This is a genomic window from Gordonia sp. CPCC 206044, from assembly GCF_048537895.1.
GTDB lineage: Bacteria > Actinomycetota > Actinomycetes > Mycobacteriales > Mycobacteriaceae > Gordonia.
Window position 1 is genome coordinate 241,223 of sequence record NZ_JBCLVL010000006.1, and the last position, 23,378, is coordinate 264,600.

General features: G+C 65.4%; 20 protein-coding genes. 5 read left to right on the forward strand and 15 right to left on the reverse strand.

What is annotated here, in order from left to right:
* Positions 1-31 precede the first annotated feature (31 nt).
* The 4 genes from AAFP35_RS11885 to AAFP35_RS11900 all read right to left on the reverse strand — a co-directional run bounded on the left by AAFP35_RS11885 (position 32) and on the right by AAFP35_RS11900 (position 4,501).
* Complete coding sequence (locus tag AAFP35_RS11885; protein WP_419221801.1) at positions 32-1,549, reverse strand: class I adenylate-forming enzyme family protein; 1,518 nt, start codon at positions 1,547-1,549, stop codon at positions 32-34.
* 45 nt (positions 1,550-1,594) lie between these two features.
* Positions 1,595-2,461, reverse strand: coding sequence for an SDR family NAD(P)-dependent oxidoreductase (locus AAFP35_RS11890; protein ID WP_419221802.1), 867 nt, complete (start codon positions 2,459-2,461; stop codon positions 1,595-1,597).
* A 224-nt stretch (positions 2,462-2,685) separates the two neighbouring features.
* Complete coding sequence (locus AAFP35_RS11895) at positions 2,686-3,477, reverse strand: enoyl-CoA hydratase-related protein (RefSeq protein ID WP_419221803.1); 792 nt, start codon at positions 3,475-3,477, stop codon at positions 2,686-2,688.
* A gap of 76 nt (positions 3,478-3,553) precedes the next feature.
* Positions 3,554-4,501, reverse strand: coding sequence for a PDR/VanB family oxidoreductase (locus AAFP35_RS11900; protein ID WP_419221804.1), 948 nt, complete (start codon positions 4,499-4,501; stop codon positions 3,554-3,556).
* A gap of 147 nt (positions 4,502-4,648) precedes the next feature.
* Here AAFP35_RS11900 and AAFP35_RS11905 point away from each other — a divergent pair, with 147 nt between their 5' ends.
* From AAFP35_RS11905 to AAFP35_RS11915, 3 genes are all read left to right on the forward strand, one after another.
* Positions 4,649-5,431 carry an SDR family NAD(P)-dependent oxidoreductase gene (locus AAFP35_RS11905; protein ID WP_419221805.1) on the forward strand — a complete coding sequence of 261 codons (783 nt, stop codon included), beginning with the start codon at positions 4,649-4,651 and terminating at the stop codon, positions 5,429-5,431.
* 47 nt (positions 5,432-5,478) lie between these two features.
* Entirely contained in the window at positions 5,479-6,339 is an 861-nt protein-coding gene (locus AAFP35_RS11910; protein WP_419221806.1) for an alpha/beta fold hydrolase, read from the forward strand.
* Positions 6,340-6,429: 90 nt separating this feature from the next.
* On the forward strand, positions 6,430-7,077 hold the full coding sequence (locus AAFP35_RS11915; protein ID WP_419221807.1) for a TetR family transcriptional regulator: 648 nt from the start codon (positions 6,430-6,432) through the stop codon (positions 7,075-7,077).
* A gap of 88 nt (positions 7,078-7,165) precedes the next feature.
* On the opposite strand, the gene AAFP35_RS11920 is transcribed toward AAFP35_RS11915, so the two are convergent.
* The 3 genes from AAFP35_RS11920 to AAFP35_RS11930 all read right to left on the reverse strand — a co-directional run bounded on the left by AAFP35_RS11920 (position 7,166) and on the right by AAFP35_RS11930 (position 10,620).
* Positions 7,166-8,650: an aldehyde dehydrogenase gene (locus AAFP35_RS11920; protein WP_419221808.1), complete on the reverse strand. Its 1,485-nt coding sequence runs from the start codon at positions 8,648-8,650 to the stop codon at positions 7,166-7,168.
* 9 nt (positions 8,651-8,659) lie between these two features.
* Positions 8,660-9,484 (reverse strand): mycofactocin-coupled SDR family oxidoreductase, encoded by an 825-nt coding sequence (locus AAFP35_RS11925; RefSeq protein ID WP_419221809.1) that lies wholly within the window; start codon positions 9,482-9,484, stop codon positions 8,660-8,662.
* Positions 9,485-9,621: 137 nt separating this feature from the next.
* Entirely contained in the window at positions 9,622-10,620 is a 999-nt protein-coding gene (locus tag AAFP35_RS11930; RefSeq protein ID WP_419221810.1) for a GNAT family N-acetyltransferase, read from the reverse strand.
* 180 nt (positions 10,621-10,800) lie between these two features.
* Here AAFP35_RS11930 and AAFP35_RS11935 point away from each other — a divergent pair, with 180 nt between their 5' ends.
* Both AAFP35_RS11935 and AAFP35_RS11940 read left to right on the forward strand, forming a co-directional pair.
* Positions 10,801-11,973, forward strand: coding sequence for an aromatic ring-hydroxylating oxygenase subunit alpha (locus tag AAFP35_RS11935; protein WP_419221812.1), 1,173 nt, complete (start codon positions 10,801-10,803; stop codon positions 11,971-11,973).
* Between the two features lie 21 nt (positions 11,974-11,994).
* Complete coding sequence (locus AAFP35_RS11940) at positions 11,995-13,146, forward strand: acyl-CoA dehydrogenase family protein (RefSeq protein ID WP_419221813.1); 1,152 nt, start codon at positions 11,995-11,997, stop codon at positions 13,144-13,146.
* Between the two features lie 66 nt (positions 13,147-13,212).
* On the opposite strand, the gene AAFP35_RS11945 is transcribed toward AAFP35_RS11940, so the two are convergent.
* The 8 genes from AAFP35_RS11945 to AAFP35_RS11980 all read right to left on the reverse strand — a co-directional run bounded on the left by AAFP35_RS11945 (position 13,213) and on the right by AAFP35_RS11980 (position 23,338).
* The gene (locus tag AAFP35_RS11945; protein WP_419221815.1) at positions 13,213-14,565 is read right to left on the reverse strand and encodes an MFS transporter; all 1,353 of its coding nucleotides are present in this window, start codon (positions 14,563-14,565) and stop codon (positions 13,213-13,215) included.
* A gap of 260 nt (positions 14,566-14,825) precedes the next feature.
* On the reverse strand, positions 14,826-17,237 hold the full coding sequence (locus tag AAFP35_RS11950) for a CaiB/BaiF CoA transferase family protein (RefSeq protein ID WP_419221816.1): 2,412 nt from the start codon (positions 17,235-17,237) through the stop codon (positions 14,826-14,828).
* 29 nt (positions 17,238-17,266) lie between these two features.
* Entirely contained in the window at positions 17,267-18,706 is a 1,440-nt protein-coding gene (locus tag AAFP35_RS11955; RefSeq protein ID WP_419221817.1) for an aldehyde dehydrogenase, read from the reverse strand.
* Positions 18,707-18,726: 20 nt separating this feature from the next.
* Positions 18,727-19,911, reverse strand: coding sequence for a thiolase C-terminal domain-containing protein (locus tag AAFP35_RS11960; protein WP_419221818.1), 1,185 nt, complete (start codon positions 19,909-19,911; stop codon positions 18,727-18,729).
* Positions 19,908-20,342 carry a Zn-ribbon domain-containing OB-fold protein gene (locus AAFP35_RS11965; protein ID WP_419221819.1) on the reverse strand — a complete coding sequence of 145 codons (435 nt, stop codon included), beginning with the start codon at positions 20,340-20,342 and terminating at the stop codon, positions 19,908-19,910. Before AAFP35_RS11965 ends, AAFP35_RS11960 begins: the two co-directional genes overlap by 4 nt.
* An 11-nt stretch (positions 20,343-20,353) precedes the next feature.
* Positions 20,354-20,668, reverse strand: coding sequence for a hypothetical protein (locus AAFP35_RS11970; protein ID WP_419221820.1), 315 nt, complete (start codon positions 20,666-20,668; stop codon positions 20,354-20,356).
* A 125-nt stretch (positions 20,669-20,793) separates the two neighbouring features.
* Complete coding sequence (locus tag AAFP35_RS11975; protein ID WP_419221822.1) at positions 20,794-22,317, reverse strand: acetyl-CoA acetyltransferase; 1,524 nt, start codon at positions 22,315-22,317, stop codon at positions 20,794-20,796.
* A complete protein-coding gene (locus tag AAFP35_RS11980; protein WP_419221823.1) occupies positions 22,301-23,338 on the reverse strand; it encodes an LLM class F420-dependent oxidoreductase in 1,038 nt (345 codons plus the stop codon). Before AAFP35_RS11980 ends, AAFP35_RS11975 begins: the two co-directional genes overlap by 17 nt.
* Between the last annotated feature and the right edge of the window lie 40 nt (positions 23,339-23,378).

Consider the following 23,378-nt stretch of genomic DNA (forward strand, 5'->3'; position numbering starts at 1 on the left):
AGGGGGTGATCGTCCCTCACGACATCAGCATTTACCGGACCTTTGTGAATCGTTCGGAGACGTCCCGATATTCGGATCGAATGGCGGTCTTGGACAGTTTTCCGCTGGGCAACCGAGGCAGCGGCTCGTCCCGGATGATCACGTACCGCGGCACCTTGTAATCGGCGACGATCCGGTCGCAGTGTTCGACGATCGTGGCTGCGTCCACATCGCCGCTGATCGTGACGATTGCAGCGGGTGTCTCCCCGAAACGATCATCGGACGCGGCGATCACCGCGACTTCCTCGACACCGTCGATCTCGCTGATGACGCGTTCGATTTCGACCGGCGAGATGTTGATACCCCCGGTGATGATCAGATCCTTCATCCGGTCCACGAACTTGACGCGGCCGTCGTCGTCGAGGGTCCCGAGGTCGCCGCCGTGCAGCCATCCGTCGTGCAGAGCTTGGGCAGTTGCCTCGTCGTCGTTCCAATAGCCCGGTGTGACGCCGGGGCCACGGAGCACGATCTCGCCCTCCTCCCCCGGAGCAGCATCGGTGCCGTCTGATCGAATCACCTTGAGTTCGGTGAAGATCGAACCGGTTCCGCACGTGTCGGGGTGCGTGAACGCCTCGTCGCGGGTGGTCGCGGTGGCCACTCCGCCCGCCTCGGTCATGCCGTAGATCTGTCGCAAAGCGACACCCTTGTCGGCCCACGCCTTGAGGAGTGCCGGCGCGACCGCGGCGCCGCCGACGATGGCTGTTCGCAATGACGAGACGTCGGCGGCTTCGAACTCGGGTGTGCGCGAGATGGCTTCGAACACCAGCGGAACACCGAAGAGGGCGTTCACGCCGTGCTCGCCGATGAGTGTGGCGGCTCGGCCGGGCTTGAGTTCCTTCTCGATGACAAGTGTGTTGCCGAGGACCACCGACATGACCAAGCCCCAGACCAGGCCGGGAGTGAACACCAACGGAAGCAGCAGCAGCGCAGTCGAACCCGGGCGGAATCCCTCCTCCGTGAGGGTGGCCTCGAAGACGATGTTGAGCAGGGTCTGGTTGGTGCAGATGACCCCCTTGGACAGTCCGGTCGATCCGCTGGTGAACAGAATCGCGACGGGGTCGTCGTAGTTGCGGTCGATTCGGAAGTCGTCACGGTCGCCCTCACGCAGCCCGACGAAGTCGTCGAACCACAGAGCCTGGAAGTCGGAGCCGAGGGCACGCGTCTGGTCGACCTGTTCGGCGTATTCACCGGGTGCGATGGTGAGCCCAGCTCCGGAATCGTCGAGGACCTTGCGCAGCTCGGCCGGCTTGAGGCGAGGGTTGAGCGGTACGAGGACCGCGCCGGCCTTCATCACACCGAGCGCGAGAACCGGCCAGGCCAGCGAGTTCGGCCCGAGCACCCCCACCCGGTCACCGGGCGTGACACCGGCGGCGATGATGCGACGGGCAACTCGGCTCGACCAGTTCTGTAACTCGCGGTACGTCAGCGTCTCGTCATCGACGATCAGCGCCCGTTGATCACCTTTGGTGCCGGCCCACCAGTGCAGTGCCGAACCGATTGTCGCAGCCATCGTGTCCTTCTCAGGTCGAAATGTTCGAGGGGTGGTGGTGTCGCGTCAGGACCCGGCGGTGGGGTTCAGGTCCTCTTCGAACCACATCCCGACGCGGGCCAGGGTGCCGCCGTCGGTGGTCGGCATCGTCACGCCGGACATGTAGGCTGAATCGTCAGAGACCAGGAACAACGCGGCCTTCGCGTTGTCGACCAGTGACGGCGGCCGGTTCAATTTGAGCGGGATCGGTGAAACGATCGGATCCCACGGGCCGGCGGTCTCCTCGTAGGACTTCCCGACGACCGGTGTGCCCGCCGGAGCGAGGAAGTTCGGCGACATTCCGTGGGTGGGCGCGATCGCGTTGGCTCGGATACCGAATTTGCCGAGGTCGAGGCTCAGGCCCCGGATCAGACCGTTGATGCCTGCCTTCGTCGCCTGGTAGAGCGCGATGCTGTGGTAGGAAGCGAGTGCGGAAGCAGACGACGTGGCGAGGATGACGCCGCCCCCATTGGCCTTCAGCGCAGGCACCGCAGCCTGTGCGGAGTAGATCACGCCGCTGAGGTTGACGCCGCAGACATGCTGCCAGTCCTCTTCGGTGAGGTCCTCGAAAGCGACCTGCTCGCCACCGGCGACGGACGGCACGCCGCCGCGCGAGACGACGCCGGCGTTGGCGAACATGATGTCGAGCTTGCCGAACTCGGAAACCGTGCGGGCGACGGCGTCGACCATCTGGCTCTTGATGCTGACGTCCGCGACCACATCGATCGCGGTGCCACCCTGTTCTTGGACGAGTTTGACGGTCCCGGCAGCGCGTTCCGCGTCGATGTCGACCACGACGATCGTCGCTCCCTCGGCGGCGAACAGCTGTGCCGACTGGCGGCCGAGTCCGGAGCCACCTCCGGTGATGATCGCGACTTTGTTCTGCAGTTTCATGGTGTTCTCCCTTGGGTTCGGAAAGTGGCCGGTCGGTGATCCGACAGCGGGTGAATGGTGAACACAGCTGGTGCACACCGGGTTTCGTCACGGTGCTGGTGGTAAGCCGGACGGCGGACACCTCCGGTGATGGTGACCCACGTTACGCTCCGAGCCGTGATACGTCAAACAAATTTTGTTCTTTGATAAGCCGGCTGAGTGTGCGGGCGAGAGGTGTCGAGCCCTCAACGGCCCGCCCACTGCGGCGCGAGTTTGGCAGCGAACGCCCGAGGCCCCTCCCGCGCGTCCTCGCTGGTCATCACGATTCGCGTGGCGTCGCGGTTGAGTGCCCAGTCCTGCTCGGCCCAGCCGGTGGCCGTCGCGGCGCTTTCGTGCATCACACGCTTGCTCTGCTGGACCGCGATCGGAGCATTCGCGGCGATCGTCGCCGCGAGGTCGAGTGCTGCGGTCAATGCGGTGCCCGCCGGGGCGACCGCATTGACCAGTCCCAGTTCGTAAGCGCGTGCCGCGGAAATGGGTCGCCCGGTCAGTGCGATCTCGGAGGCCACCTTCGGCGGGACCTGCCTGTGTATCCGTAGGACACCGCCGGCTGCGGCGATGAGCCCGCGGGTGACCTCGGGTAGCCCCAAGGCGGCATGCTCGTCGATGACGGCCAGATCCGCGGCCAGCACGATCTCGGTGCCGCCGCCGAGGGCAAATCCGTTCACGGCAGCGATCACGGGTTTGGGAATCCAGTGCCGGACGATCCCTGCGAAGTCGCGGTCACGGTGGTCCGGGTCGTAGATGTTGTTGCCCGCGGCCACTTCCTTCAGGTCCGCGCCTGCGCAGAAGGCGCGTCCCGCGCCGGTGATCACCACCACCCGGACCTGCGGGTCGTCTGCTGCCTTTTCCAGTGCCGCGCCGGCGGCGGCCGAGAGCTCCGAATTGACCGCGTTCATGGCCTCCGGCCGGTTCAACGTCACGATGGCGACATGCTCACGCACTTCATACAGCGCGGGTGGTTCGGATGAGTTCATGGGATCTCCTGGTGGTGTCGAATCCGGTTGCTGTCGGCGGAATTCCGGGTGCTGTCGGCGGGTTGGCGTGACGGGTCTAGAGGTCGAGCACGAGTCGGGGGCCACAACTGCGGGAGACGCAGATCATCATCGCGTCGTTCGCTGCCTGCTCGTCGTCGGTGAGTACGGAATCGCGGTGGTCGGGCTTTCCCGCCAGGACGGCGACCTCGCATGTGCCGCAGGTACCTTCACGACACGAGAAGTCCACGTCGACACCTGTGCGATGCAATGCGTCGATGATCGACTCCGACTCTCCTACGGCGACGACACCGCCGCTGCGTGCCAGTTCCACCTCGAAGGTGTCGTTCGCGCTGTCGTCGACGTCCCTGGCGGCGAACCTTTCGATGTGTAGCGCGACGTGATCGATGTCGCGACAAGCGGATTCGATCGCTGACAGAAGGGGTTCGGGACCGCAGCAGTAGACGGCGGTACCTGGTTCTGCGGCATCCAGGGCCGCGCGCAGGTCGAGTAGTCCGCACTCGTCCTGGGGGCGGAGTCGAACCTGCTCGGGGTGCGCGGCAGCCAGGTCGTCGGCGAAGGCCATGCCGGCGCGCGTGCGTCCCCCGTACAGGAGTTGCCAGGGTGCACCACTGCGGTCGACTCGATTCAGCATCGGGCGCAGCGGGGTGATCCCGATGCCGCCTGCGATGAACAGGTAAGACGACGCAGTCTCGAGTGCGAACCGGTTACGCGGACCGCCGACCTCGATCATGTCGCCGACCTCGAGTTTGTCGTGCACGTACGCCGAGCCGCCACGGCCCTGTGCCTCCCGCAGTACCGCGACCGTCAGGGTCTCGCCGTCATCGGGATCGCCGCACAGCGAATATTGCCGGATGACCTCGCCGAGGGTGAGATCGAGATGAGCGCCCGGCTCCCATCGCGGCACCGAGCCGCCATCGGGGTCGGCCAAGGTCACGAGGACGACCCCATCTGCGGCCGGTTCCTTTGCGCTCACCCGCATTCGCCGTGTCTTGCTCTCGGTCATCGGTGTACCCACTCTGTTCGAACTGGACTCCCCATAAATCTTAAGCAATTAGGTTAATGTGAGCAAGGCTGCTGCAACAGGCCCCCTGACCCGCGGGGCTGGGAGCACGTAAATCTATACTCATTAGCTATGGTCGAAGGGGTTCACTTGAGGACATCGGCGTCGTCTGGTTCGGTACTCGACCTCTTCCGGCTCACGGGGTCTGTTGCGGTCGTCACCGGCGCCGGTAGCGGCTTGGGTGCCGGATTCGCACGTGCGTTGGCCGAAGCGGGTGCCGACGTGGTCGTCGCCGCGCGCCGCCGCGACAGGCTGGAAAAGGTCGCCGAGTCGGTCACCGAGCTGGGACGCCGTTGCCTGGTGGTCCCGACCGACGTGACCGACCCCGGTCAGTGCGACGAATTGGCCTGCGCCGCGGTGGCCGAATTCGGACATCTCGACGTGCTGGTCAACAATGCGGGCGTGACCCACACCGCCCCGGCCACCCGAGAGCGGCCCGAAGACTACCGCAATGTGTTGGAGGTCAACCTGTTCGGTGCGTACTGGATGGCGCAGGCCTGTGCGCGCGTGATGCGGCCGCGGTCGAGTATCGTCAACGTCGCGAGCACGCTCGGGCTGACCAAATCTGTGCTGCCGCAAGCTGCGTACGCATCGAGCAAGGCCGGACTGATCGGGCTCACCCGCGATCTGTCCAATCAGTGGTCGGGCCGTAAAGGGATACGGGTCAACGCGATTGCACCCGGGTTCGTCGAGACCGACATGATCGAGGACATGCCGTCGGAGACACTCGGACGGTTCATCGCCGAATCGTCGTTGGGGCGCACTGCGACCCAACGCGAGATCGATGCTGCGGTGGTGTTCTTGGCCTCGTCGGGCGCCGGATACATCACCGGATCAACCCTTGCCGTCGACGGTGGGACCTCCGGCCACTGACACCCGACGGTGCCACCCGGGGACGGCATTGATCAGAGAGGACCAGCATGACAAACACCACGGTGCATCTCGTGGGTGACGGTCTCACCCTCGTCGCGACCCGCTGGGAGCCGGCCGAGGGCACCACCCGCGGCACGGTGCTACTTCTCCATGGCGGTGGGCAGACGCGGCACTCATGGCAGCGCACCGGAAAGCGGTTGGCAGAGCACGGCTGGACCGCATACGCCATCGACGCGCGAGGCCACGGGGACAGCGATTGGGCCGACGACGGTGATTATGCGATTGCTGCACACGCGCGCGACCTGATAGCGGTGGTCGGCTCGTTCGACACTCCCCCGGTGCTCGTCGGTGCGTCGATGGGCGGTATGGCCTCACTGATCGCGCAGGGTGCGCATCCGGGACTCGGTCGCGCACTCGTTCTCGTCGACATCACGCCGAAGGCCGAGCCGGAGGGGCTCGCAAAGATCAGTGCTTTCATGCACGACGGGCTGGCCGGGTTCGACTCGCTCGAGGACGCGGCTGCAGCCGTGGCCGCCTACAACCCACACCGACCGCGTCCTCCGCGTGCCGAGGGACTGCGCAAGAACCTTCGGTTGCGCAACGGTCGGTGGTACTGGCATTGGGATCCCCGAGTACTCACCCATCGTGAGAACGGACCTGAACAGGCGGGTGTGCGAGAGGAGACGGCGCGTGCCGCGGCACGCAGTGTCACGGTTCCGACGTTGCTGATCCGGGGTGCTCGATCCGATGTGGTCAGCTCCGACGGTGCCCGCGAACTCCTCGACCTGATTCCGGGGTGTCGGCAGGTCGATGTCCACGGCGCCGGGCACATGGTCAGCGGCGACGACAACGATGTCCTGAGTGAGGGGCTCCTCGAGTTTCTCGACCACGCGGTCCCCGCGTGTTGACGCCGTGATCGTCGCGCAGCCCCGACCACCCGTTACGATGTGGTCCACAGCCAGGTTCCGAGCCTGGTGTCGCCGAGTGGAAAGCGCGAGATGCCCCGACCGTCGAAACCGCTGATCAGCCGCACCTCTGCGGTCGCGGCGTCCATCGAGATCATCGATACTGAGGGACTCGATGCATTCAGTTTGCCGCGGCTCGCCAAGCACCTCGGCGTCCGCGCCCCGTCGCTCTATCATCATTTCGCGGACAAGTCGGAGATCCTTTCGGCAGTTGCTCGCCACATAGCCGGGGCCGGGTCCATTCCGCGCCGTACTCCCGGTCCGGATTGGCCGGAGTACTTCGTGTCGATCGCGTTGAATTTTCGGCAATCGATTCTCCGACACCGCAACGCAGCGCCGATTCTGCTGCAGTATCTTCCCCGCGATCTGCTCATCGGTACCTACGAGGAGACCGCTCGCTTCCTGGAAGCATCCGGGGTTCCCGCTCACCTGCACGTGCAGATCTTGGACGGAATGGAACGCCTCTCGTTGGGGGCCGCCCTCACAGAGGCGATGCGTGGCCCGAGCACCCGTCGGACGATCTTCCCGAATGTGGATCCAGAGTCGCAGCCCACGCTCGCGCACGCCTTGGCAGAGAACGAACTCACGTCCAAGAAGCTGTACGAGGAGATGATTCGTAGCTTCCTGCACGGTGTCATGCGTAACGAACCTGCTTCCGATGCGAGCCCGCGCTCGGCCTGACTCTCAGGCTGCGCGGTGATCCCCGCTGCATGACACAGGCGGTGTTCCGGAATTGAGTTCCGGAACACCGCCTGTTAGGCCGAGAAGGTCAGGCTGGCATGTGCACGGTCTGGGTCTCGAAGAACTCCTCGAGGCCTTCGATCCCTCCCTCGCGACCGACGCCCGACTGTTTGTAGCCGCCGAACGGGATCGTGAAGTCGATGACGGCGCCGTTGACGCTGATCGTGCCGGTACGGATACGCTGCGCCAGAGCGTATCCGCGGTCCAGGTCCTCGGTGTAGACGGCGCCGGACAGACCGTAGATCGAGTCGTTCGCGATGGCGACCGCCTCGTCTTCGTCCTCATAGGTGATCAGCGAGATGACCGGGCCGAACACTTCTTCCTGCGCGATCCGCATGTCATTGCGGACTCCGTCTATCAGCGTCGGGGCAACGAAGTATCCCTGTTCGAGTCCCGCGGGCCGACCGCCCCCGAGGACCACCGTCGCGCCGTCGTCGACCGCAGAGGCGATGTAGCCCTCGACTCTTTCGCGGTGACGTGCGCCTGCGAGCGGACCGAGGAAGTTGGTCTGTTCCCACGGGTTTCCGATCGGCAGCGATCCGTATGCCGCGGTGAGTGCCTCCACGACCTCGTCGTGGCGTTTGCGCGAGACCAGGACACGGGTCAACGCGATACACGCCTGCCCGGACTGCATGCAGCCACCCATCGGCAGCGACTGCAGCACGTGGTTCAGGTCGGCGTCATCGAGAATGATCGCGGCCGACTTGCCGCCCAGTTCCAATGACACACGGGCGATGCGCTCGCTCGCCAATGCGGAGATACGGCGGCCCGCGGCAGTGGATCCGGTGAACGAGATGTGGTCGACATCGGGGTTGGTCACCAACGTCTCGGATACCTCACGATCAGCGATGAGGACGCTGACCACGCCCGCGGGAATCCGACCTTCGGCGACCAGTTCGGCGATGACATCGGCGAACACCGCAGGCGACAGCGGTGCATCCGGAGCGCCCTTGAGTACGACCGAACAGCCTGCCGCAAGGGCCGGTGCGACCTTGAACGCGATCGTGCCGATCGGCCCGTTCCACGGAATGATCGCGGCGACAACGCCGGTCGGTTCCTTGAGGATTCGTGAGATGCCGCCGTCGGCGCGGGTGCGATCCTCTCTGACCTCGAATCCACGTGCTTCGTTCGCGACCGCGCGAAAGAGCCCCGCGGTCATCTGCTGGGTGCCGGTGCTGACCGCGACGGGGATGCCGACCTCGAGCACACCGATCGTCGTGAGTTCGTCGACACGCTGCTCGAGGCGGTCGGCGATCTCGTCGATGACGTCGGCGCGCTCGGCCATCGTCTTGCCCGCCCACACCCCCGCGTCGAACGAACTGCGCGCCTCGGCGACCGCACGAGTGACGTCTTCAGCTGTGGCCGAACGTATTCGAGCGGCACGCTGTTCGCTCCAGGAGTCGATGAGGTCGATCCACTCGTCACCGGTGGAGTCGACCCAGCGGCCGCCGATGAAGACCTGTTCGCGGTCGGCGACGGTGGGTGCCGAGGGGGTGGCGTCGGTGATGGTCATGGCTGCCTCTCAGCGGTTGTTGTAGCCGGCGTCGACGGGAAGCGTGACGCCTGTGATGTAGCGCGCCTCGTCGGAGGCGAGGAAGACGATCGCGTTGCTGATGTCCACCGCCTCGATCAACTCGACAGGCATGGGGTTCTTGTAGGCGTCGTCGTTCGCGACCTCGGGATGAGCGTTGACGAATGCTCCGTACTCGGCGTTGGCGACCATCGGTGTGTTGACGCCCGTCGGATGAATGGTGTTGACGCGTATGAAGTTCTTCGCCAATTGCTTGGAGAACAGGCGCATCAAACCGACGACACCGTGCTTGGCTGCTGAGTAGCCGGCCTGTCCGGGAATGGTGCTCAACCCGATGCTGCTCAAGCCGGCCGCCGAACTGGTGATGGCGATGGATCCGCCCTCGCCTCGCTCGACCATGCCGGGTACGGCGACGTCGAGCACCTGCCATACACCGGTGAGCATCGTGTCCACGGCGTCGTGCCAGGCCTGTGGCTCGATGCCCTGATCGATGACCGGCATGATTCCCGCATTCGGCACGAGGATGTCGACGAATCCGAACTGTTCGATGCCCGCGTCATAGGCGCGCTGGACGTCTTCACGCTTGCGGACATCGCCGATCGAGGTGACGATGCGGCCACCGACCTCCTTGACGAGTCGTTCGGTTTCGGCGAGGTCTTCCTCGGTGGCCATCGGGTAGAACACCGATGGGATCTGGGCGCAGATGTCCATGGCGATGATCGCCGCACCCTCTTCGGCGAGCCGGACCGCGTGCGATCGCCCCTGTCCTCGTGCGGCGCCCGTGATGAACGCGACCTTGTTCTCGAGTCTCTTCATGGATTATCTTCTCTCGCTCAATATTTCGTCAGGACTTGGAGTTCGGCGATCGCCGTTCGGATATCGCCACCAGGTGGACGCACCGACGAGGGGGGCATGATCGCGGCCTGGGTCTCTGTGACCGGCGTCACCGGACGTTACCCGCGCGCTGCCGCGTCCGTCAACAGTGGACAAATATTGTCTTTCGTATCAGCGGCGCTCACCTGGTAGCAGGCGTGCGCTTCGTCCTGTTCGAAAGAGAGCAGGCGACACATCCGGACGGCTCTCTCGTCGTCGGGGTCGATGCGCATCAGTGCCAGTTGAGCTCCCGACTCGCGAAGCGCCGCCATGGCGCGGACGAGCAGAGCCGAGCCGAGTCCGCTCCCCGATGCGTCATCGGTCACGAGGAGAGCGCCGATCCAGGACGCTCTGAGTTCCTCGTGGCTGTGATGGGTCGGATCGAATCGCACGAAACCGACGGCCCCGTGGTCTCCCGTGGCGGTGACGACGAAACCGCAGTCGGTGGTGCGCGAGAGCGTGAGGCGGTGTCGGTCGGGCATGGTCGTGCGCGCGAGCACGTCGTCGACGATGGCGTGCGAGTCCGCGCTCTCGATCGGCTCGGAGAGTGTGTACTCCGTCGAAACCGGGTCGATCGGCGCTGCCCACGGCCCGGACAGGTGCCGCACGAGTGTCCACTGCCGACGAATGGCCGGTACTGCGAACCGCGCCGTCAGGCGCTCCGCGGCGGGATGGGTTCCGAACGCCCAGGACCGGACGACACGAGCACCCGTCCCGGCCCAGCCGTCCTTTGCGGTGACGTCGAGCCCCAGCTCCTCGACGAGGAGTGTGGCGATCCCGCGCGACCGATAGTCGGGATCCACGACGAATCGAGCCAGGCCCAATCCGTCGGGGTCGACGCCGAGGTGCAGGTAGGCGACGATGATCATCGGCTCGTCGACTCGTGTGCTGAGGTTGCGTCGGGCTCGGATCGGTAGGTGCCAGACCTGTTCGGCCGCAGACGAACGTGAATCCGCCGTACTCTCATCGATGGCCGAGAAGCCGGCCTCTGCGTCGTACGCGGCGGCTCGTCGAATCAGTGCGCGGACCTCTTCGCGGTCGTCGGCGGCCAACTCGTCGCACCAGTGGTAAGAGATCACCTTTGCTCCTCTGTTGGGCAGATGTGTACCTAAATCTAATGAGCATCGGTTTATGCCGCAAGGGTGTGTGCCGGTCGTGGGGTTTACACGTAAACCTAAGTAGATTAGATTTATGGAGTCGGCGTGACAGCTACCGTCACGGACCTGGCCGACGTCGCAGCCTAGCTTGGGAGGAAACCGATGACCGAGGTCGGAGCGCCCCGTGAGGAACGGATTCGGCGCGCATTGGATCATCTGCGCAACGACACCACCGACGAGTACGACCACCTGACGTGGTTTCAGCCGGAGGAGTTCACCGATCCGGCCGTCGCCAAGCGTGAACGGGACGGCGTTTTCGGCCGGGTGCCGACCATCGTCGCGCACGGATCCGAGATCCCCAAGGCCGGTGACTTCTTCACCTTGCAGCTTCCCCGCAACAACGTCATCGTGGTTCGTCAACGGGACGGCGGTGTCAAGACCCTGGTGAACCTGTGCCGTCACCGTGGCGCAATGGTGGAGAAGGAAGAGAAGGGCCGTTGCCGACTGTTCTCGTGCCCGTATCACCGCTGGTCGTACGACACCGACGGCAGTCTCCGCACCATTACGCGTGACAACACGTTCGGCGAGGCTGACCGCGAGACGATGGGACTGGTCCAGCTGCCGACGGAGGAACGGCACGGCTTCATCTGGGTGGTCGACGATGCAGACGCCGAGATCGACGTGGCCGGCTGGCTGGGGTCGGAGATGGACACGATCCTGTCCACGTATGACCTCGAGTCGAAGGTGGCGGTCAAGGCCGAGGGTTTCGACGAGCCGGTGAACTGGAAGATCATGCAGGATGCCTTCCTCGATGGCTACCACATCCAGTACGCCCACCCGAATACGGCGGCGAAGCACATTCACACGAACGTGATGGCCTTCGACGATTTCGGTCGGCACTGCCGCTTCGTGGCATTGCGCAAGTCCATCGATCGGTGGATCGAGGAGGACCCGGGCGACCGCAGCCTCGCCAAGGACGTGACCGAGACGCACTTTCTGCTACCGAACAGCACCCTGCTGCGACAGCCGGATCACTTCCAGCTCTTGACCTTCCGTCCACATCCGACCGATCCGCAGCGCAGCCGCATGGAGATGCGACTGATCGTGCCGAAGGTCGAGGACACCGAGATGACCGAGGAGCGTTGGACGCGTATCTGGGACAAGAACTGGGAGATCCTGCTTGCCGTGCTCCATGCCGAGGACTTCCCGCTGTTGCGGGATTCGCAGGTGAGCATGGCGAGTTCGAGTGCGGGACGAATGGTGCTCGGACAAAACGAGGTTGCCAACCAGGTCTTCCGCCGCGAGATCCAAAAGCTGCTTACGTCCCAGAACTGATACACACCCGAAGGAGGGGACGTGGAGAGCGATCTCTTCGCCGAAGACCATGAATTGTTCCGTGAGTCGGTGCGCGGATTCGTGGCCAAGCACGTCGCACCGAACCTGGAGAAATGGGATGCCGCCCGGCTGATCGACCGTGACACCTGGTCGGCCGCGGGCCGCCAAGGCCTGCTCGGATTGTCCGTGCCCGAGGAGTTCGGAGGTCCGGGCGAATCCGACTATCGCTACCGCGTGGTGATCCAGGAGGAGATCGCCCGCGTCGGGGCGTCTGCGTTGCAGTCGGGGTTCTCCACCAACGACGACATCGTGTTGAACTACTTGCTCCGGCATGCCGACGACACTCAGAAGCGGCGCTGGCTTCCCGGGTTCGTCACCGGCGAGACGATCGGTGCGATCGCGATGAGCGAGCCCGCGGCGGGCAGCGACCTCCGCGCGGTCACCACGAGTGCGGTCGAGAGCGATGACGGGTGGATCATCAACGGTGCCAAGACCTTCATCACGAGTGGAATCCTCGCAGACCTCGTCATCGTTTTCGCCAAGACCGATCAGGACGCCGGCTCCAAGGGGTTCAGTCTGTTCGTCGTCGAAGACGGCACCGAGGGCTTCACCCGGGGTCGAAAGCTCGACAAGGTGGGGCTGCACGCGCAGGACACCGCCGAGCTCTTCTTCGACAACGTCCGAGTGCCCGAGGAGAACTTGCTCGGCGAGCGGGGTGCCGGATTCGCGTACCTGATGCAATCGTTGCCCCTCGAGCGTCTCGGTATCGGGATCGCCGCGCAGGTTTCGGCCGAGGCGGTGTTCGAGTGGACGATGGACTACGTGCGAGGACGCACCGCATTCGGCAAACGGATCGGCGAATTCCAAGGCATGGGCTTCGATCTCGCGAAGATCCGTACGGCAATCGAGGTCTCGCGTGCGTACATCGACCGCTGCATCCGCGAGTACAACGAGGGCACGTTGTCGGCCGTGTATGCGTCCAAGGCGAAGCTCTGGGCAACCGAACTCCAGGGGCAGGTGGTCGATGCCGGTGTCCAGTACCACGGCGGATACGGGTACATGATGGAGTACCCGGTCGCAAAGGCCTACCTGGATCACCGCATCCAGCGGATCTACGGCGGTACCAACGAGATCATGAAAGAGATCATCCACCGGGATCTGATGAAGGCCTGAGGCCCGGAGGATGCCGGACGCAGTGGGGTGGATCGACGCGATCCACCCCACTGGCGCCTGTGCGACTCACACGGCGATGTGCACCCGATCGCGAGAATGCACATCGTCTGTTCTGCTTGGCGAACCCGAGAGAACGGCGGCGACCAGTCCCAGCAGGGCGATACCGCACAACAGCAGGCTCAACCAGACGGTCGTCCCGTCGAATGCGAGGGGCACGGCCACGACGGGGACAGCGGCCGCGCCGATGGCATTTCCGGCCTCTCGGCCGAGCCCCAGGCCGCTGTAGGCGTGTTCGGTGTCGAACAACTCCGTCACATAGGCGCCCATGGGGCCGAAGATCGCTCCGACGCCGACACCGTTGCCCAATGCCAGAATCACCCAGAACATCGTGGCGGAGTTCGAATTGGTCAATGCGGAGAAGGCAACCCAGGCGAAGATCGCGCTATAGCTGAATCCGAATGCGATGACGGGCTTGCGGCCGACGCGATCGGAGAGGCCACCGAACAGCGGGATGAGCGCCGCATTGGCCAACTGGGCCGCGATCAGGCCCACGAGAATTGCCGTGCGGTCGAGTTCGAGTTGGTTCGCGCCGAACGTGCCCATGAAGACGAGATAGAAGTACCCGATCCCGGTTTGCCCGATGGTCATCACGAGGACCGCCACGAGAGCGCCGGGCTGACGGCGGATGACGTCGCGGACCGGCGACTTGGCCGTGGCATCGGCCTGTTCGATCCGCCGGAACTCGGGCGTCTCCGGCAGGGATCGTCGTAGCCACAGTCCGTAAGCGAGGATCAGCCCGCTGAGCAAGAACGGGATTCGCCATCCCCAATCGAGGAACACGTCCTTCGGGAGGGCTGTGGATACCGCCAGCAGTGCGCCGGTACCGAGCACGCCGCCGAGGGCCGCACCCATACCCGGCAACGATCCGAGCAGTCCGCGCCGGCGCTGTGACGAGAACTCCACCGCGACCAACGTCGCGCCCCCGTACTCGGCGCTCGCACCGATCCCCTGCACGATGCGGAGCAAGACGAGCAGCACCGGCGCCAGCCAGCCGATTCGGCTGTAGCCGGGCAGTAGCCCGACCAGCATGGTGGCGGCACCCATGAGGACGAGAGTGAGCACGAGAATCTTCTTGCGTCCGAAACGGTCTCCGAGACTGCCGAGGATCACACCGCCCACCGGTCGGACGAGGAACCCGACGGCGAAGGTTCCGACGGCCTGCAGCGTTCCCAGGAATGCGCTCGATCCGCTGAAGAACACGCCGGCGAAGACAACCGATGCCGCGGAAGCGTAAAGGCTGAAATCGTAGTACTCGAGCAGGGTTCCGACGAACGCCGCACGGCCGGCACGTTTGGACAACGTCGGTGATGGCGGCGTCTCGATGGGTGTTGTCGCGGTGTGGGATGAGGATTCGGTCATGGACACCTCGGTGTGAGTTGGGCGGATCGCCCGCTATGGACTGTGATGCAGGCCACGTTAACCGATGATGGTTAGGTTTGTCCTATGTTCCGAGATGCTTCACTGAACCTGAAAAGCGTTGTGCACCAGTACCACTCTCCCACGGGGTACTCAGTGTCAGACGCGCACACGGCGGCGTGAAGTCCACAGTCGTGGGCGACTGTGAGCTGCGTGCGTCCGTCGTCGAGATCGGCAGCGCCAGACGAACGCCGCTGGTTGTGCTATCCGGCGGTCACGACGTCATCGAGGGCTGGGTCACCGGCCGGCGGCTGCAGTACTCCCGACCGGACCAGACCGTCGATCTCGTGATCGTCCAGGCCGAGCAGTTCGATGCAGATCTGCCGCGTCTGCTCGCCGGCCAGCGGTGCCTGCCGAGCCGGTGGGTCGCTGATCTCATCGAACACCGCAACACGTGCTGTTGCGGGTAGGTCGACCGACAGCAACTCGTGGGCGATGGTCGTGTACGTCCGTCGCGCGGTCAGATGAGGGTCGGTGAGCAACTGAGGCAAGCGCAGCATCGGGGCGGCAGGGACTCCGGCCGCCTGTAGCGTCGTGGCCGCCGCCTGCGGTTCTCGATCGCGCAGCCAGTCCGCCACCGTGGCGTCCACCTCTGCACGGTTTTCGATCCGAGCCCCTACAGTCGCGAACCGCTCATCCTGCAGCAGATCTGCGCGCTCGATCACGGCACACAGTGACGCCCACTCATCGTCGTCGCGGACGGTGACCACGCACCACTCGTCGTCGCCGGCGCAGGCATACACGCCGCTCGGTGCCGCGTGCGGATCGGCGTTTCCGGGGGCGCTGACGGTTCCGGGTCGCAGCCCCTCCGTGACGAGTTGGGTGCCGAGCTGGACCAGGGCCGTATCGGCCTGGGCCACATCGAGATGCGTGCCTCGGCCAGATCGCCTGCGATCGATCAGCGCCGCGAGGACCGCAACAGCGGTGACATGTGCGGCGATGTGGTCGGGATAGACGGTCTGGCCGTCGCAGAGCAGTTCCGCGTTGTCGGGGTAGCGCCACAGTGCCGAGACGCCGCACGAGGCGCGGACCAGCGGTCCATACCCCAGGCGTGTGCGCCACGGACCGCTGCTGCCGAACGAGCTCGACTCCGAGACCACGATCCGAGGATTGATGGTCGCGAGCGTCTCGTGCGAGAAACCCATTGAGGCGAGTGTCCCGGGCTTGAAGTTGGCGAGAACCACATCGGCGTCACGGACCAGGCGCCGAAAGAGGTCTGCACCCTCGGGGCTCCGCAGGTCGACGCCGAGACTGCGCTTGTTGCGGTGTCCCCAGGCGACCGAGGCAGCCAGTGCCGCACCGCGCTTGGACTGGCGCAGGCCGTCGGGGAAGTTCGTGTTCTCGATCTTGATGACGTCGGCGCCGTAGTCGGCGAACTGGCGGCTCAGTTCGGCGCCGAAGACGATCACGCCGACGTCGAGTACCCGAAGACCGGCGAGCGGTGCATCGGTGGGGCCGCGCGACCCGGCGCTGCGTGCGCCCAGAGGTTCGAGCCGGGCCATGTTGTGCTCACCGAGTTGTGGGGCCCGCGTTCGGATTCCGGCGCGTTCACCGTTCACGCTGACGTATCCGGAGGGCACCAGCGCCCGCAGTCCCGGCGCGATCTCGGCATCGACGAGCGATCCGGATGCCGAGAAGTGTTCTGTCGTCAGGACTTCGGCGAGGGTGTGCACCCCACCGACGGGCACGCCACGCCGTGCGCCCTCGGCGACGAGTTCGGCCTGAGTGCTCTCGGCGAACAACTCCTCGATCAAGGGGTGAAGTGTCTCCGCGGCGGCAAATCGCGCGGGAATCGTGTCGTATTTGGGGTCGGCGAACCGCTCTGGACTGCCGAGCCATTCGAACATGCCGCGCCATTGGCGTTTCGCGAGTAGGCAGATCCGTACGTGTCCGTCCTTGCACCCGAACACCGGGTAGAAGTTGGCTGCGTTCGGTCGTCCGCGGGGGAAGTCCTCCGACCGCCCGGCCGCGGCGGAACCCTGCGCACCGAAGCCGGGATCGAATCCGTGCACGATCGCCTCGAACGCCGACAGGTCGACGGTCTCGCCGCGCCCGCACTCGAGCCTGCGGTGGTAGGCGAGCAAGGCCGCCCATGCAGCATGTGCGCCGACGGTCTCCTCGATGAGTCCCGAGGGCGGAAGGAGCGGCTCGGCACCGGGCGTGCCCGATCGAGACAGCACCCCGGACAGGGCATACAACACCTGCTCGCTGGCGTGCCAGTCCCGGTACGGCCCGGTCTGGCCGAAACCGGTCACCGACACCCAGATGAGCTCGGGTGCAAGAGAACGGATATCGCGAGCTCCGATCCCGATCTGGGCAAGGTGCCCCGGGGGCATCGACTCGATCAGGATGTCGGCATCGGTGGCCAGACCGCGAAAGCGTTCGCGGCCCTCCTCGGTGTCCAGATCGAGCGTGATGCCGAGCTTGTTGGCGTTTCGCAACGCGAACGGGATGCTGACGCCGTCGACGACCGGCTCGGTTGCGCGTGAGCGCGATCCGCGCGGGTCTTCGATGCGGATCACCTCGGCCCCGAGATCGGCGAGGTAGCGGCCGGTGGACTCACCGAGCCCATCGGTGAGGTCCAAGACGCGTATGCCGTGCAGCGGCAGTGTCATCGTAGGTCTCCGTTCGAACGGTGGATTCGTCAGCGGAAGTAGACAGACTTCGCGGCGTAGTACGGCGAAAGCCCCTCGGGGCCGAGCTCGCGACCGACGCCGGAGGCTTTGACCCCGCCGAACGGGGCTGCCAGATCGAGGAGATAGTGATTCACCCCGATCGTGCCGCTGTGCACTCGATCGGCGATGGCCAGGCCGCGTTCCTCGTCGCTGGTCCACACGGTGCCGCCCAGCCCGTAGTCGGAGTCGTTCGCGATGGCGACGGCTTCGTCTTCGTCTCGGTACGGGGTGACGGTCAACACGGGACCGAAGATCTCCTCCTGCGCAATTCGTGCGGAGTTGTCGACACCGTCGAACACGGTGGGCGTCACATACCAGCCGGTGGACTGGTCGGCCGGCACGTGGCCACCGGCGGTGATGCGATATCCATCAGCGCGGCCTGACTCGATGTAGCCGAGTACCCGATCACGCTGCGCCGCACTGACCAGCGGCCCGATATCGGTCGCCTTGTCCAGCGGATCACCGATCCGCAATGCGCGCACCGTCTCCGTCACCCGGTCGACCACCTCGCCATACCTGCTGCGGGGCGCGAGGATTCGCGTGCTGGCGTGGCAGGTCTGACCGTTGTTGACCAGCGAGACCTCGAGCAGGTTCGCAGCAAATACGTCCAGATCGGCATCGTCTGCGATGATCGCGGCGGACTTGCCGCCGAGTTCGAGGGTGACGGGTCGCAGGAGCCGCCCGCATGTCTCCCCGATGGCGCGGCCCGCCGCGGTCGATCCCGTGAAAGCAACCTTGTCGACACCCGGGTGGGACACCAGATGGGCACTGACCTCACGATCCGCGGGCACCACGTTCAACACGCCTGCCGGGAGTCCGGCCTCGGCGGCGGCGTCGGCGAAGACGAATGCGTCCAGCGCTGTCTCGGGGGCGGGTTTGAGCACTACCGTGCACCCCGCGGCGAGTGCGGGCGCTATCTTCATGGCGGCGAGGGATTGCGGGTAGTTCCACGGGGTGATCGCCGCGACGACACCCACCGGTTCACGGCGTACCACGGTCCGTCCACCGAGTGCGGTGGGACGCACATCGTCGGAGTCCTGTTTGCGCACCAGATCGGCGTAGTACCTCACCATCAGCGCGGGTGCGTATCCATTGACACCGATCGACAAAGCGATCGGCATGCCGTTCTCGCGGCTGGCGAGTGTGGCGGTTTGTTTGCCTCGCGATTTCAGTGCTGCGGCGAACCGGTCGAGATGGTCGGCGCGCTCGTCGGCGCTCAGCGCGCGCCAGTGCGTCAGAGCACGCCGAGCGGATGAGACAGCCGCGTCGATGTCGGCGTTCTGCGCGAGAGCGGTGGTGCCGAGCACTTTCTCGGTCGCCGCCTCGATGACGTCATAGGTGGAGTCGCTCGTCGGCGTGGTCCACTCCCCGCCGATGAACAGGGTGCGTCGGTCCAGGGTCATGTCCATCTCGATCCTCGTCGAATTGTCTACAGCGTGTCTTCGTGGCCGAACAGGGTGGAACTGACCACCGGCGCCATCGGACCGCCGATGAACAGCGATGTCCGTGTTCCCTCGACGGGATTCGTGGAGGTTCCACGGATCTGACGTACGGCCTCGACAGCCAGACCCATACCGTTGACGAACGAGTCCGCGATGTTGCCGCCGCTCGTGTTGACCGGCAGCTTGCCGACACCTGCGGTCAGGTTGTCGACGGTGAGGACGTCGCCTGCGGCCGGGCCGGTCGGCGCCAGGCCGTGATCGATCAATGCGGCCACCGCGGGGCCGCTGAAGTTCTCGTACACCTGCACGACATCGACGTCGTCGGGTCCGAAACCTGCTGCTGTCCAGAGTCGTTCGGCGACACCGGGATGCCCGTCGCGGCCGGCGAATCCGGCACTGGTGTAGAGATCGTCGTTGTCGATGATCGACGAGTAACCGCCGGGCGCACCCTGCGCACCTCCCAGCACATAGGCGGCGTCGGTGCGTATGGTCCTGGCGCGTTCGGCCGAAACGAGTACCAAGGCCACCGCGCCGTCGTTCTCGCGGGAGCAGTCGAACAGATGGAACGGCTCGGTGATCATCCGGGAGGCGTCATAGGTCGCTTCGTCGAGTGGCTTACCGAAACCGGCGGCCGTGGGATTGTTCTGGGCGTGCCGGTAGGCAGCGAGCACCAGGGCTCGCATCGCTTCACGAGGCACCCCGTCGTGCTCGAGGAGGCGTTGGGTGCGCAGTGCACATACCTGTGCGGGCGAGCCGACGCCATGGGCGAGATAATGCGGACCGTAGAAGTACTTGGCGTACCCTAGGCGCCCCGTGTCCTCCTGTGCCATCGAGCGATACACCACGACACATTCGGCCTGACCCGCCGCGATCGCGACGGCGGCATTGTTGATGGCGGCGGCGACCGTTCCCCCTCCCCCGCCCCACATCATGTTCGACCAGCGCACGTCGTCGACTCCGAGGGCGCCGCCGATGATCGCACCGTCGTGCCCACCACCCGCGTAGGAGACGAACCCGTCGAGTTCTCGCGGAGAGATCCCCGCATCGGTGCAGGCGCGGACGATGGCCTCGAGCGTCATCCGGAGTTCGCCGTGCGGCGCCTCCCCACGCTTGTAGTGCATCTCGGAGATGCCGACCACCGCAGCCGCTCCGCGCATCGCGATGGCGCTCATGCTCGGGCTCCTTCAGGTCGTCGCCACCGCAGCAGCGGCCACGTGGCGTTCTCATCGAGTTCGATGTGGCCGATCACCGGATCACCGATACGGATGTCGGTGTCGTCACCGGTGAGAATGCCCAGGACCCTGCGGTTTCCGGCCCCGGGAAGCTCCACGAGTACCGTGACGTAGGGCACCCGGTCGGCGAGTTCGGTGATGAAGGGGTAGTGACTGCGCGCCCAGCTGTACACGGTGCCCACGGCCTCGACCTTTTCCCAAGCCGGGTCGAAAGTGTGGCATCGTCCGCAGAGCCACTGTGGGCCCCAGATCCATTCGGCGCAGTTCCCACAGTGCTGCAGGCGCAGTTCACCGTCGAGCAGACCATCCCAGTACGGCCGGTCGAGCCCGTCCGCTGCTGGGCCCCAGGGGAACTCGATGGTTCCGGTCATGGATGTCACACTCACGACGATGCTCCCGGCACCGGGAAGTTCTCCAGAGATGCGGCCTTCCACTCACCCGCCCGGCGTTCCCAGATCGACCGCAGCCCGATGACGCCGTCGGGGGTGTCGTAGACGGTCTCGCCGATCTGTTTGTCGCCTTCGCTGCGGATGTCCTTGATCTCGAAAGCGTTGACAGCGCCACGTGGAACGGAGACGCCGTCGAACACCGTCGGGATGTTCTCCTGCACCATGTCGGCGAGTGCTGCCTTCATGTTCCCGGACACGACATAGCCGACGTGCCGCTCATAGAGTGAGCGGAAGTCTTCGGACGACATGTGATTCTCCTTGATCCACGGGCACCGCAGGGGGCTGACCCCGTGTGCGGTACCGGTTGTGTATTTACCTTATGTCGTTAGATAACTGTGCGTCAATGACGACGGTCGTGTGTTTGACGGTTGCCTCAGGCGAACTCGAATCCACCGTCTTCGGCGACGGCGACAGATCCACCGCACTCTTCGGCGGCCAACAACTGGTCGATCGCCATGGGGTCGGTGGTCGACGCCAGCGTGCGGCCGCCGTCGGGCGTGCGGGCAGCCAGGAAGCCCCGTTCGGGTACACCCGAACGGCCGTAGAGCACAGCCCAGGCCTCTGTGGCCGCCGGGCCGGCATAGCTGGGATGCGCACGGACGGTCGGCTCGCGGTCCACGCTGGCCTGCACGTCTTCACGTCGGAATCCACCGGCGGGCGGTTCGGTCCGATACACGCCGAAGGCGTGCTTTGTCAGGTAGCCGCTGTTGGCGGTGATCAGGCCGATGCCACCCGGTGACTCCCGCAATCGGGTGGCCAGGGTGGCGATGGCATGGGTGCTGTAGTTGTTCCACGGTCCACCGGCGAAGGTGAGCCCGCCGGTGACGGTGAGCGGCCGTCCCGGATCATCGAGCGGCAGACCGAGTTCTCCCGCAGCGACCTGTACTGCGGATGGGAAACACGAGTACACGTCGATGTCGGTGATGTCGTCGATTCCGGTGCCGGCCAACTCCAGCGCCCGGGTGCCGGCGATCCGGATGGCCGGTGACCGGTCGAGTGCCCCACGCTCGGCGATGTCGTAGGTGTCATGGGATTCGGTCCCGGACTGAGGGAAGACCCAGTTGTCTCGGGAGATTCCGAGGCGTGTGGCGACCTCCACCGAACAGAGCAACAGGGCCGCTCCCTGCTCGACCATGTTGTTGGAGTTCAGCAGCTTGGTGTACGGCGACACGATCCACCTGTTGTCGGGGCTCGGCGTGACGATCTCTTCCGTCGTGTATTCGCGTGGCGTCCAGGCGTGTGGATTGCTGGCGGCCACCGCGCTGAAGCGTGACCACAACCTGCCGATCGCCTCGCGGTGTTCGGTGACGGTCCGCCCCCTCGAGAGCCGCACAGCCTGTTCGAACAAGGGATAGATGTAGGCCGGCCGATCCAGCCCGGCTCGCATCTCGGTGTCCGAACGCATCGGAACCTCGTCGACGACGATGGGTGCGGCCGGGACCGAGTCATCCTGAACTGTCCAGTCCGGTCGGATTCCCTGACCACGCAGCTTCATCCGTGTGCGCCATGATTCGGCCCCGCCGATCAGCACGACGTCGGATCGGCCGGCGGCGATGTCCTCGGCGGCAGCATTGACGAGCACCTGCGGCGTGCTGCCGCCGCTTCCGGTGTAGGCGGTGTGCCGCGGTGTGGCGCCGATACGCTCCCCGACGAGGGCGCCGGGGTCGCGATAGCGCCACGACAGCAGCCCGACGATTCGGACCGAGTCGACGAGCTCGAGCAACCTCGTGTTGCCGGCTTCGTCGGCGGCGCCGCGGGCGGCGTCGACGATCAGATCCACCGGCTCGCGGCCACCGTCACGGCTGTTGACCTGCCCTCCCCCGACCAGAACAGGGGTACGTGGGTCGAGCGTCGTGACGGTGCGGGCAAGGGGTGTGCTGTCAGGCACGGATGGCATCGAGGATCTTCTCCCGGTTCTCCGGTCGGGGCCAGCCCCCGAGGATGATTGTGGTCAGACAGGTTGGCTTCCAACGCTTCTCGACATCCTCGCAGATCTTTTCTGCGGGGCCGACGAGGGCGACGTCCTCGACCATCGCGGTCGGGACCGCTTGGGCGGCCAGGTCGGCACGTCCACGGAGGTACAACTGCTGGATCTCGGCGCACGCATCAGCCCAACCCATCCTCACGAACACGTCGTTGTGGAAATTGACGTTCTTGGCGCCCATCCCGCCTGCGTACAGCGCGACGACAGGCTTGAGCTTCGCCGCGGCGCGCTCCACGTCGTCGTCCTCGACGAGCCAGCAGACGTTGGCGATCTCGAAGTCTTCCGCGCTGCGGCGGGCTCCCTCCCGGCCGAAACCTTCGGCGAGCGCGTCGCGATAGAAATCATCCGACTTCGGCGAGAACCAGAGTGGCGTCCATCCGTCGGCGATCTCGGCCGCCAGCGCAACGTTCTTCGGCCCTTCGGCCCCCAAGTAGATCGGGATGTCGGGGCGCAATGGGTGGACAATCGACTTGAGTGGCTTCCCGAGCCCGGTGCCACCCTGATGCGGCAGCTGGTAGTGCTTGCCGTCGAAGACCACCGGCTCGTCGCGCGCCCACACCGCACGCATGATGGACACATACTCGCGGGTGCGTTCGAGAGGACGTGGGTAGGGCTGCCCGTACCACCCCTCGACGACCTGCGGGCCGGATGCGCCGATGCCCAGCACCAGACGCCCGCCACTGAGGTGGTCGATGGTCTGTGCGGCCATTGCGAGGGCAGTCGGGGTGCGCGCCGACATCTGGCACACCGAGGTGCCCAACGTGATCCGCGACGTGCGCGATCCCCACCAGGCCAGCGGGGTCAAGGCATCGGACCCGTAGGTTTCCGCCGTCCAGAAGCCGTCCACACCGAGCGCTTCCGCCTCGACGATCGTCTGCTCCACTCGCCGGGGTGGACCCGAACCCCAGTATCCGGCTGCCACGCCCACCTTCACCGAATCCACCCCCGTGCGTATTGAGTCGTCACTGTTGTCC

Excerpts from the sequence above, each read along its gene's own strand:
- AAFP35_RS11885 (WP_419221801.1), bottom strand. The coding sequence starts at position 1,549 with ATGGCTGCGACAATCGGTTCGGCACTGCACTGGTGGGCCGGCACCAAA.
- AAFP35_RS11890 (WP_419221802.1), bottom strand. The coding sequence starts at position 2,461 with ATGAAACTGCAGAACAAAGTCGCGATCATCACCGGAGGTGGCTCCGGA.
- AAFP35_RS11895 (WP_419221803.1), bottom strand. The coding sequence starts at position 3,477 with ATGAACTCATCCGAACCACCCGCGCTGTATGAAGTGCGTGAGCATGTC.
- AAFP35_RS11900 (WP_419221804.1), bottom strand. The coding sequence starts at position 4,501 with ATGACCGAGAGCAAGACACGGCGAATGCGGGTGAGCGCAAAGGAACCG.
- AAFP35_RS11910 (WP_419221806.1), top strand. The coding sequence starts at position 5,479 with ATGACAAACACCACGGTGCATCTCGTGGGTGACGGTCTCACCCTCGTC.
- AAFP35_RS11915 (WP_419221807.1), top strand. The coding sequence starts at position 6,430 with ATGCCCCGACCGTCGAAACCGCTGATCAGCCGCACCTCTGCGGTCGCG.
- AAFP35_RS11920 (WP_419221808.1), bottom strand. The coding sequence starts at position 8,650 with ATGACCATCACCGACGCCACCCCCTCGGCACCCACCGTCGCCGACCGC.
- AAFP35_RS11925 (WP_419221809.1), bottom strand. The coding sequence starts at position 9,484 with ATGAAGAGACTCGAGAACAAGGTCGCGTTCATCACGGGCGCCGCACGA.
- AAFP35_RS11935 (WP_419221812.1), top strand. The coding sequence starts at position 10,801 with ATGACCGAGGTCGGAGCGCCCCGTGAGGAACGGATTCGGCGCGCATTG.
- AAFP35_RS11945 (WP_419221815.1), bottom strand. The coding sequence starts at position 14,565 with ATGACCGAATCCTCATCCCACACCGCGACAACACCCATCGAGACGCCG.
- AAFP35_RS11950 (WP_419221816.1), bottom strand. The coding sequence starts at position 17,237 with ATGACACTGCCGCTGCACGGCATACGCGTCTTGGACCTCACCGATGGG.
- AAFP35_RS11955 (WP_419221817.1), bottom strand. The coding sequence starts at position 18,706 with ATGGACATGACCCTGGACCGACGCACCCTGTTCATCGGCGGGGAGTGG.
- AAFP35_RS11960 (WP_419221818.1), bottom strand. The coding sequence starts at position 19,911 with ATGAGCGCCATCGCGATGCGCGGAGCGGCTGCGGTGGTCGGCATCTCC.
- AAFP35_RS11965 (WP_419221819.1), bottom strand. The coding sequence starts at position 20,342 with ATGACCGGAACCATCGAGTTCCCCTGGGGCCCAGCAGCGGACGGGCTC.
- AAFP35_RS11970 (WP_419221820.1), bottom strand. The coding sequence starts at position 20,668 with ATGTCGTCCGAAGACTTCCGCTCACTCTATGAGCGGCACGTCGGCTAT.
- AAFP35_RS11975 (WP_419221822.1), bottom strand. The coding sequence starts at position 22,317 with ATGCCATCCGTGCCTGACAGCACACCCCTTGCCCGCACCGTCACGACG.